Origin of the sequence: Microbispora sp. NPDC049633, from assembly GCF_040675265.1 — a bacterium.
Lineage (GTDB): Bacteria > Actinomycetota > Actinomycetes > Streptosporangiales > Streptosporangiaceae > Microbispora > Microbispora maris.
In genome coordinates, this window is the sequence record NZ_JBFAOO010000232.1 from 1 (window position 1) to 10585 (window position 10585).

General features: G+C 60.9%; 6 protein-coding genes and 1 pseudogene. All 7 read right to left on the bottom strand.

Features of this window, described 5'->3' with window-relative positions; genetic code table 11:
* Window positions 1-34: 34 nt before the first annotated feature.
* The 7 genes and pseudogenes from AB0J39_RS34630 to AB0J39_RS34660 all read right to left on the bottom strand — a co-directional run bounded on the left by AB0J39_RS34630 (window position 35) and on the right by AB0J39_RS34660 (window position 10095).
* Complete coding sequence (locus tag AB0J39_RS34630; protein ID WP_363472526.1) at window positions 35-244, bottom strand: hypothetical protein; 210 nt, start codon at window positions 242-244, stop codon at window positions 35-37.
* Window positions 245-270: 26 nt separating this feature from the next.
* Window positions 271-540, bottom strand: a complete 270-nt coding sequence (locus tag AB0J39_RS34635) for a hypothetical protein (RefSeq protein ID WP_363472527.1) — start codon at window positions 538-540, stop codon at window positions 271-273.
* A 129-nt stretch (window positions 541-669) separates the two neighbouring features.
* Window positions 670-1229: pseudogene (locus AB0J39_RS34640) on the bottom strand (NUDIX hydrolase).
* Between the two features lie 156 nt (window positions 1230-1385).
* The gene (locus AB0J39_RS34645) at window positions 1386-3866 is read right to left on the bottom strand and encodes a hypothetical protein (RefSeq protein ID WP_363472529.1); all 2481 of its coding nucleotides are present in this window, start codon (window positions 3864-3866) and stop codon (window positions 1386-1388) included.
* A gap of 634 nt (window positions 3867-4500) precedes the next feature.
* Complete coding sequence (locus AB0J39_RS34650) at window positions 4501-5079, bottom strand: hypothetical protein (RefSeq protein WP_363472530.1); 579 nt, start codon at window positions 5077-5079, stop codon at window positions 4501-4503.
* 1876 nt (window positions 5080-6955) lie between these two features.
* Window positions 6956-9355, bottom strand: coding sequence for an ABC transporter permease (locus AB0J39_RS34655; RefSeq protein ID WP_363472533.1), 2400 nt, complete (start codon window positions 9353-9355; stop codon window positions 6956-6958).
* Window positions 9349-10095: an ABC transporter ATP-binding protein gene (locus tag AB0J39_RS34660; protein ID WP_363472535.1), complete on the bottom strand. Its 747-nt coding sequence runs from the start codon at window positions 10093-10095 to the stop codon at window positions 9349-9351. Before AB0J39_RS34660 ends, AB0J39_RS34655 begins: the two co-directional genes overlap by 7 nt.
* Window positions 10096-10585: the final 490 nt, after the last annotated feature.

Sequence of the window (10585 nt, forward strand, 5' to 3'; positions counted from 1 at the left end):
TGAACCTCGATGGGTGGGAAGCCGCTCTCCGTCATCACCTCGCGATGAGCGGCTCAACTTCGGTCATTGCTCCGATGGACAGCGCATAGCCTGCCAACTCCCACACTTCTGGAGAGTCCAGACCCGCTTCGATCAGTTCGCAGGCCAGCCAACCGGCCTCCGGCGCGGTCCCGGAGAGGCGACCCCAGAGGAGATCACCCCTCAGCTCAGCCAGACGATTCCTGAGCTCGGGGGAAAGTTCCACCAGACCAGTATTTCGCGATTGATTACTTATGAGGCCAGAGCGCCCTCTATACGCTGGTTGGCGATCTCGCGTTGTCCGTCGATGCACTTGGCGTAGACGCGCAGCATGACGTCCACGCCGTGACCGGCGCGCTCAGCCGCCTCCGGAGCGTGGACACCTGCGTTCAGCCAAAGGGACACGGCCGCGTGGCGCAGGTCGTACGGCCGGGCCGCGAGCGGCGAGGCGACCTGCTCGGGAGTAAAGGCATAGCTGCGGGCCTGCTTCCAGATCTTCGCGTACGCCGAGCCCGAGATCACGCCATCCGTCCTCGTCCGGAACAGCCGGCCATCCCTCGCCGTCCTGAAGGTGTCTAGGTGTGTCCGCAGGATCTTCACCAGTTCCGGCGGGATGGGAACGTCTGCGCATCGACGAACTCAGCCAGCGACTTACCCGCGCTCTACGCTGAGCCGATCCTGGGCCGCGTACAGACCGACCAACGTGCCCGAGGTCCAGATGTCGCCCCGGGCGATCATGTCCGGGATCTCCTTCATCGGAACCCACTCGATCAGGTCCGCCTCGATCTCCCCGCTGGGCTCCTTCACCAGTTCGGCACCGCGGGCGAGGTACAGGTTGTGCTCGGAGTCGACCATGCCGGCCATCGGCTGATAGGTCACCAGGTGCTCGATCTCCTTGACCCGGTACCCGGTCTCCTCCTCCACCTCCCGGGCCGCCGTCGTCATCGGATCCTCCCCCGCGTCGACCAGGCCACCCGGCAGCTCCCAGCCCCACCGGTCGAACAGAAACCGATGCCGCCACATCATCAACACCCGCTGTTGCTCGTCGACCACCACGGCGATAGCGGCCCGGTCCAGAGCACCGCGTGATGCTCGAACCGCTCCCCATCCGGGATCTCGACGTCCACCAGGCCCAGCCGGATCCACCGGTTGTCATAGATCAGCCGCTCACCATGCACGACCCACCGCGACCGCTCATCGTTGGTAGCCACACGGCAAAACTATCGCTCCAGGTAACCCACGTAAACCCAGAACAAATGACAGCGTTCGGAGTACCGATCCCACACGGCCGAACACGAGCAGAGCACAAACCACTCTAAATGGGTCCCAGGGATCTGCAGAATGCGCCACGATCCAAACAACAAGCCCTATACGCCCACCACGAGGGAGCGAATTTCAGACAGCTCACTCACAAGCAAACTTCGCCGCTTCTCACTCCAATTGTACGTCTGAATTCTACTAGAGAGTAGATTGGCAGCGAGAGCACCGTCGAGTCTTGCCAGCTTCCTACTCAACACAATCAATTCATGGAAATTACCTCCACGCTCCCTAATCATGTCAGCAATGACAGATGCAGCCCGGCCCTGATCGAGACCTACAAGATAATCAGATGCGTAATCGCGAAACATAATATTTAGCCGCCGAGTCATTGCCAATTCAGCGAATGTGTCGACCGCTCTCATGGGGTCAAACTCAATAAGCTTCTTAGACAGGAGCGCCCGATCTACGAAACTGATCCTTGGATTCTTAAGGACGACCGCTAAGACTTCGACAGCAGAGGAAATGTCTACAGACGCCAGGTTTTCCGCAGCAGCAATGGTGGTCGATAGATTGCGACCGTTGGCCATTTTGTATAGTGTGCGTGCGGTAGCTTCGCGGATGTCCGAACCGAGATCAACCTCGTCGCGAATCAGCTCCGAGATACCAGCAGCCGAACTGTAGTGCGTAGAGAGCTGCATTAGTAGTTCGGAGAGCCCTCGGGGAGCGCAGTCCTCTAGGACCCAGGCAGCAATCAAGAAACGATCGTATGAAGTGAGGTATGAAGGCAAGTGACGCCCGTCTTTTCCTAGCTTGAGAAACTCCTCCTCGCTCCGCTTTCGGTTCTCGGCGGCATGTTTTGCCGCTAAAAATTCCCTAAGGGTCTGGTGAACAAAATCGAGCTCCTCCCCGCGCACCACAACGAGACCCGTACGGCGTAGTACTTGCGCCATGAGAGATTCCCACCTACTAGCCGGCATGTCTCTAGGACGTAGGTGAGATACGTACTTCTTGACAAGCTCAAGAGAACCCGAGACGCGTTCATGCTGCAACCTCAAAGCAAGGCTGCCGAGCACATCTAAAATCGCTCCAGGGAGGTCGCTTATGGCGTTTCTAGCCTGACTCCCATAGCGGTTGAGCTGGCTGGCCAGCTGACTATTTATGCCTGCTGGCGAACAATCATAGAACCTGTCTTTCAGTAGGTCATAAAAACGCTGATAGGCGCCGTACCTACCCCTAGGGAGAGGGTAGTTAGGGTTGGCTGCGTGGAGTTGACAGAGAATTGTTGCCATCAAGGGATTGCGCACCAACTCTCGCAATCGTCCACGATTAACTTGCGCCATAAAAGCAGCAATCGCGTCCACCGGATCATGCACTTGAGCTGCCTCCATCCACCCCCTTACGAACTGAGGCAACTGCGCCGAATCAAAGGGAAGTAATTCATATCTTTCCGATTCCCCAGGGATGGCGGCGCCGCGCCCTAGTTTGATTTCTCCGTCAAGCAGCGCCAATTCCGATTCTGGCAGAGGCCTACTCCCCACGATAAACCGATAGATGCCCCCCTTTAAAGAATCTAATCTTTGAAGTACTCTAATACGTTCATCGACATCGGCTATCTCATCCAGCCCATCAATTAGAACAAGCCACCGGGCACCCTTTCTGGGTGGCATTCGGAAGAACTCATCCGACAGAGGAGAGTAGTCGTGTCCTCTAAGCTGCGATTGCACGGCGCTATGCAGTTGCTGTGCAAAAGAGCCCGGCTGTACAAGGAAGTGCGCTGACATATATATCGGGTAGATAGCACTCCTTCTAGGGAAAGCATTCAACTTCGATGATTGAATGGCGTCCGACTTCCTTTGCGCCGCTGACCTTTGAGCGGCTTCCGCAGATTCCGAGACCTCTGCAAGATGATATTCCGCAAGGAAAATTGCGATCATGCGCAACAGGCTTGATTTTCCTGCGCCAGGTCCTCCGAGGAGCCATGCAACGGGCGCCCTGCTCTTGATTACATCCTCAGCTGGTCGCTTTCCCCAGTTGACCTCGGAATCATCAAGATCCTTGTCAGCTTCAGGTTTCCGGGTCTTCTCTGTCTCTGCCTGCTGTCGCACATAGACTTGAGATAGGGACGGAAGGACTGCACCCGGAAGCGCGGCGGGGTAGGGATGTTCGACCGCACTCAGGCGGGTCACACTCAAGAAATTAAGCAGCCCTGAGGACGATTTCTCATCATTCGTAGCTACGCGAGTTGCGGCTGCATGAGATGCCTGCTTCTTAGCAGCCTCCCACAACCCTTTCCACTCACTCTCTTTGCGAACCCACCAGAATTTGTTATTTAGCTGATCTGGTACCGCCCGAACTAGCAACTCTCGCACAAATAGCCACATATCGGCGAAATCGCCAGGCACTATGCCCCGGACGATCCAGCCAGAGACAGTCTGTGGACTTAGCTTAGGTCCCCTTCCCTGCTTATAAATGTCATCGAGGATTTTATTTCGGCTATACCTACCAGCCCTCCGGACCACTTCCTCTAGGCGGGCAAGCTCCCCGTGAAGTGGATGAAGCTGGGCCTCGCCTCTCCCTCGCTCCTTCACCTGACCTCACTCATCCGAGGCATCCGACTAGGCCCGTCACTGGCACCCCCGCTGACCTGCGGCAATCGATGTCGCATCTGACCTGTACGACTCATGTGGACCCTCGGCGCTCCTCTGCCCTTCACTCAGATCTCATCAGCTACCGCCTACGGATGGAAGAGCTCGAATGAATGCGATAGTGCTTGCCGCGACGATCACACTCGGCGTGGTTCTGATCACCGCAGTAGCGGCCGTAGCCATTGTGTGGCTTACGGTCGTTCGAACGACTTCGGACGACCTTCCTGAGGTTCTCGCCAGCTTAGCGGCCGTGATCCTCGCGATCCGCGGCAAGAAGTAAGTGGGGAGCAGTCGGCAAGAAACATGGACGTACAGCCAGCGCCATCGCCACAAGAGTAGATTCAGGCACCGTACGCCACCGTGCGAGGTCGAAGGAGCCAGCGAATAGGCGCTGGCTTGCCGAATTCTGCTTGTAGGAGTCAAGGGCGGCGCTCCGCGCCGCCTCGCGGCGCGTCGCCCGCCCGGCGGCCGGACATGCGGCCTGGGGGCCGGTCCCGACCGCCAGCGGCTCCGGCCGCGATCGTCGCAGGTGCACACCGGCCCAACGGGCACGGCAGGTCCAGAGCAGGGGCGCGGGCTAATCCATCCAGTGGAACCAGGCATCGAACACGCAGTACGGCGGATCGTCGAGGGCCGTTTCCACCCGCAACCGAGCATCCAACGGCAAGCCGAGCACCTGCAAGCCGAGCAAGGCGATGCCGTGCCCATCAAGCACCTGGCCAATCTGCCGGCACTCCTCCTCCCATTCCGGCAGATCGATATCCACGACTCGCAACAGTTCGGGCATGCTATGACCACCTGTAGCACCAGGCCCGGAGGACCGCCAACTGCGCTTGAGGAGCACCGCCAAAGGAGCGAGCCGGCACAACCCTAGGGTCAATCCCTCAACGTCTGTCCGACCGTTCGCGGAGCGACGCATCGAGCCGTCGCGCTTGGTCATGAAGACATCGATGTAGGACGCGTACCCCGAGCCGTAATGCCGGAACTCGGCATGCTCGACGATCAGCGCTGGCAGCCGATTTAGGTCGGCGACAACCCATCGGAGAAATCCCTCTACAGCGGTAGGACCACCGGCCCATGCCCCTGCTGTACTTGCCAGCTCATCACTCACGGCGCTTTCGAGAGCGACTGGATTTGTTGCCAGTTCCCTGCTCACCGAGTCCGCTCCTCGACGTTCAGCTGACGTCCGCTGTGGGGCACAATAGCCGAGACATCCGTCCTCCTCGCTGCTCAAGTGTCCCGGCCGTGCCCGCCGAGTCAAGGGCGCCTACGGCGTCGCTTCGCGATCAGCTTCGCTGACCCTTGACACGGCGGTCCCGTCCCGGGGGTCAGCAGCTACGAGGAGGACGGGGGCGAAGCAGGGGCCAGGCCGCGCGCATGGCGTACCGCCGCAGGTCGTGTGCGTGATCGTCGTGCCATTAGCGTGCCATTAACCGGGGTGACGAGGGGCAACCACGGTCACTCATAACGGCTCCGCGCCCAGGTCAGCGCCAGTACGGGCCGTGATCCATGCAATTTCCAAGCTGACAGCGCGGGTTCCGTTCCCGTCACCCGCTCCACGAGGAGAAGCCCTAGTCACTACTCAGGTCCAGTCAGCTTCCGCGTTTCTCCGAAGAGCCGAAACAGGCCACGGGCGGGCAAGGGGACACGCATGTCCAGCCGGCCGTGCCCGCTGTCCTCCTACTCCCCGCGACTAGTCGAGCTGCGCAGACACTGGAAAGAGGTCGGGGGACATGTTATATGGGTGTCCCAGGCGTGCACTAAGTGCCATGCTCCCGTTCTATGCCCCGCACCGATCGTGTCAGCCTGACCCGGGAAGCACTTGCAATACCCGCGGTAGATCATCTTTCGAATAACGGTACGCTCAATGTTCTCCTGGATCGGACCGTCTCGGGTCTTCCATCTGGCCTTCCACCGGATCGAACAATGGTTAGCCTATTCATGAACTTCGTCAGGTTAACGGACAAAGCACTCCGCGAATACGATGCGGCACGAGCTGAGTTGCTGGTCTACGTCTCGCCCCACCCTGGACTGCGCATAAGCCCCTACCTGAGGGCTATCGACCACATGGAGAACTGCGTGAGCGCAACCCATCGTGCGGTTCTCAATGCGCGAGCGCTTCGAGCAAATAAGGTCGGCCGAGGAGCACCAACTCTGACTCAACGTCAGGAAGAGCGCCTGAAGTTCCTACGCAACGCGGTGGAACACTCCGACGAAAAGATTCTTGGTAAGCAGAAGTATAAAAGTAGTCCGATTTTCGATAAATCTGATCCGCATTCCCTTCGGCTGTCGAACACATCCATGGTGATCGGCCCGCACATCCTAACGTACAAGGAGCTTGTGTCGGCGATGGCGAAGTGTCACCAGACGATCGAGCAAATACGAGGGGTTCCTACAGGCACACCTAGTCCCGACTTTCCGAACGCCAAGCTACGGATAACCGTGGACGACGCAACTCGAGGACCAAGCGGATTTCGACCTAGTGACTACCTTAGGGAGCTGACCCGACTCGTCGTCACTCACTCCTAACAAGATCGTCATGCCAACCTGTAGATTCGTTCCTCTGACCGGGCCATAGACCAAGATCCGGAACATGTTCGGAATGACCTTGCTCTGGCCGGAGGTGTCCGAGAGATCAGGCGCAGGTCAGGACGCCATGGGGTTAAGGAACGGCGATCCACTTCTAATCCGACGGTCGGGGGTTCGAATCCCTCAGGGCGCGCTCCCCCATCCAGCCCAGATGCCCTCTGAGCTGGCCCTTCACATGATCGGGCTGTCGTCGAGGACGCAGCCGGACGCCACCAGATGCAGCCCTCAGCGGCCAGTCCCGATGCATGTGCACCGCTCCCGCACGGTGACGGTGTCGACACGGAGGCGAATCCCCGTGGCGACATCTGCACCTTGACACGATCACGGCAGGAATGCCGGCCCACATCTGGCGTGGCCCTCACACCGAGAGGGTGCCGTTCGCGATGGTGGCCCTGGGGCTCCCAAGTCGAACACTCATCCACGAGCAGGGCGTCTACGTGGCTTCACTCATCCATCAGGGCGGTGGCGGGCGGGATTCTGGCAGCGCGCCTGGCGGGGATGAGCGAGGCGAGTGCCGTGATGGCCACGGCGCCGAGCACGACCAGTGCCAGTTGACCGACCGGAATGGAGGGGACGGTGTCGCCTCCCAGTTCGAGAACGCTGTACGTTCCCGCGATGCCGTACACGCAACCCAGCAACAGCGCGGGGATGCTCGCTGCGAGCGCCATCATCACTGCCTCCAGAGTCAGGGACCTTCTCAGCTGCCGCCGGGTCAGGCCAAGCGCCCGGAGCAGCCCGGATTCTCGAGTGCGCTCCAATACCGAAAGGGTGAGCGTATTGGCGATCCCGACCATCGCGATCAGAGAGGAGAAGGCCAGCAACCCGAGCGCGACCAGCAGCGCATTGTCCAGCAGGTCCTGGTAGCCGGCGCGCGCCTGTACGGCGCCGTTGAGGACGATATCCGGTTGGTCGGCCGACGCACGGCGAACATCCTCCACCAAGTCGGCCGATCGGGTTGCCTGCGTCACGCTCATCCACTGGGCTGTGAACGGCGCCTCCGGCGCGATTCGCGCCAGGTCTTCCGACGTAACGATCAAAGCGGATACTTCTGCCTGTGTGGGCTTGGCGATCAGTCGGAGCGAGCCGTTGGGGGTGGGGACCTCGATCGTCCCGCCCATGGCTGTCTTGGTGTTCCTCGCGATGGGCGGTGGGACCAGAATTTCCCCTGGACGCGGGCTTACTTCTCCGTGGCTGACTTCTGCTACGGACTCATCTGCCCCAAGCAGCACCCGGGGCTCTCCGCCGATCTTCACGCGTGCCCCGCGAAGTGAGGCGACCTTTTCAATCCCAGATACCTTAGCCATCTCCTGGATGACCTGTGGCTTCAGTGGCGCACCGTTGGCGGTGATCTCGATATCGACGGGGTAACTGCTGATGATTTGCCGCGAGAGGGTTTCCTCGGCCGTGTTGACCGCGACCAGCAGAGTGGCGATGAGCGTCATCCCGACGAAAATCGGGACCGATGTGACCGCCGCTCGGCGGGGGTTTCTGGCGGCGTTGTCGCCGGCTATGAGGCCGGACTCGCGAAACAACGCTGCGAAGGGAGCTCGCAATCCTCTGATCAGGGCCGGCAGGAGAGGACGAGCCAGCAGCAGCACGCCGCCCATGGAAAGGACTCCGCCGAGCACACCGAAGGGATAGGAACCCATGTAAGCGCCGAAGGACAGTGCGGCGAAACCCGTCAGCGCCAGCCCCGTTCCGGAGGCGAGCCAGAGGAAACCGGTGGCAGCGGTTTCCCGCGTGGCAGTCGTCCGCAGGGCCTCCACCGGTTTGATGCGAGTGGTGGTGCGAGCGGGGTGATATGCCGCCGTGAGGGTCATGAGCACGCCGACGCAAAGCGGCACAAGAATTGCGTACGGCGGCAGAGTCACCTCCGGCATCGTCAGCAGGACACCAGCGCCGATTCCTGCCGCGACCCCGAGGAGTGACACCACGAACCCGAAGAACGCAGCTTCGCCCATGACAGCGCGGAACACTTGCCCCCGTGTGGCGCCGACGCAGCGGAGCAAAGCGAGTCGGCGGCTGTGCTGGGCGAACACCACGCTGAAGGTATTGCCGATGACGAGTGATGCGACGAAGAGGGCGACGGCGGCAAACGCAAGAAGGGCACCCTGCAACGCCACGGTGTCGCCCGACAATTCGGAGACGAGCACGCGGGCATGCTCGGCACCGGTCCGCACCACGCCTTGCCCGGCGACACTGGACAGCCTGGACCACAGCTCATTCACCGAATCGCTTGAGGTGGCCTTCACGTGGACTTCCTTGGCACCAGCGGAGATCCACCTTCCGGCGGACTCACTCGGCACGAAGACCGTGGGCAGGGCCGAGCCGACAGATCCAGGCAGTTGAACCGTGCCTACCACTGTGGCCTTGAGCTTCGCCGAACCGGTGATCGTCTGCCCCAGGTCGACGCCGAACTTTCCCGCGCTGGCGGAATCCACGACCACTTCATGGGCGTTCTCCGGCCAGCGGCCGCCCGCGAGCTGCTGCCAGCGCAATTCGGACTGTCCGGCAATCGTCTGCAGGCGAGTCAGCCGATCTCCGGCGATAGGCCAGCCGATCTCGCGTGTCTCCTCCCGGAGTACGAACAGAGCCTTCACCCCAGGCAGGCCCTCGATTTCTTTGACCTTTCCGCCGGGGAGTTCCTGCCCAGGCCGGGCCACCACGACGAGGTCTGAACGAACCGCCTGAGCGGCGACGGTCTCGGTGATCGACCGCTCGAATCCAGCACCCACTAAGAGCGTCGCGGTCGCGAACGCGACACCGATGAAGATGGCTACGCCGGCCGCGATCCGCCCACCGCGACTTGTCTGGAGCATGGGAGGGAAAGTCCGGTTCAGCATCCCGGTGTCCTCGCCCCCGCAAGCTGACGCACGATGGCGAGCACGTCATCGTGCCTCGGGTTGTGCAACTCCGTTGCGAACTGCCCATCGGCCATGAACACCACGCGGTTGGCGTAGGCGGCCGCCATCGGATCGTGGGTCACCATCACGATGGTCTGGCCCAACTGCCGGACTGACTCGCTGAGGAAGCCGAGCAGGTCCGTGCCCGCTCGTGAGTCGAGCGCGCCGGTGGGCTCATCTGCGAACACCACAGCAGGCTTGCTGACCAAGGCTCGGGCGGCGGCCACCCGCTGCTGCTCCCCGCCGGACATTTCGGCGGGGAGGTGACTCAGCCGGTGCTCGATTCCGAGCATGGCGATGAGGGTGCGGAACCACTTGTCATCAGGTTCGCGTCGAGCGAGCTTGAGCGGCAGCAGGATGTTCCGCTCGGCACTCAAGTTGGGAAGCAAATTGAACGACTGAAATAAGAAACCAACCCGATCGCGGCGGAGTTTGGTCAGCGCGTCGTCCGGCAACGTAGTCAGGTCGGCTTCCGTAAGCCGGATCGTCCCCGATGTCGGGGTCTCCAGCCCGGCCAGACAATGCAGCAGGGTGGACTTCCCTGACCCGGAAGGCCCCATGATCGCCGTGAACTGGCCCGTTGCGAACTCGACCGAGACACCCTTGAGCGCGTGGACCTTCGAGCCTCCCTCGCCGAAGATTTTGGTGAGGCCCACGGCCTGGACGACGCTGCCCGTCATGATTATTCCGCCTTAATGAGAGCGAGTGCGACCCAGAGCAGGGTGCCTCGTGAGCTTGGCCTGCTCGTACCCCTCATAGGTCTGAGGCACCCGCCGCCCCCTGACCTCCGCACGCATGGCGTTGACCCTGCTGCCATACTCAGGGTCGGTTCGACGTCTACGCTTCTCTCGGTTCTTCCGCCCCACCTAACATAGTTTTTCAACGATCAGTCCAGCGCGCCACGATTATTCGAAACCGAATATTCATCCGTGAGCATGATCAGCGCCACGGTCTCTGGAGTCACGCTTGTCACCTATCAGAGCGAGGGCCCCGGAGTGATCCGAGACCCTTGGCTGGCGTGGTTCCCACCTCTACGAGTCCTGATCTTTGAACGCCTCAAGCCGGTCGGTCGCGGCGTCCGCGATCTTTCGTGCTTGCCGGCGGAGTTCATCGTCGCTCGGTGGAGTTGCCCGGACTGCCTCCCAGTCGTCGATAAGCATCATCAGCCAG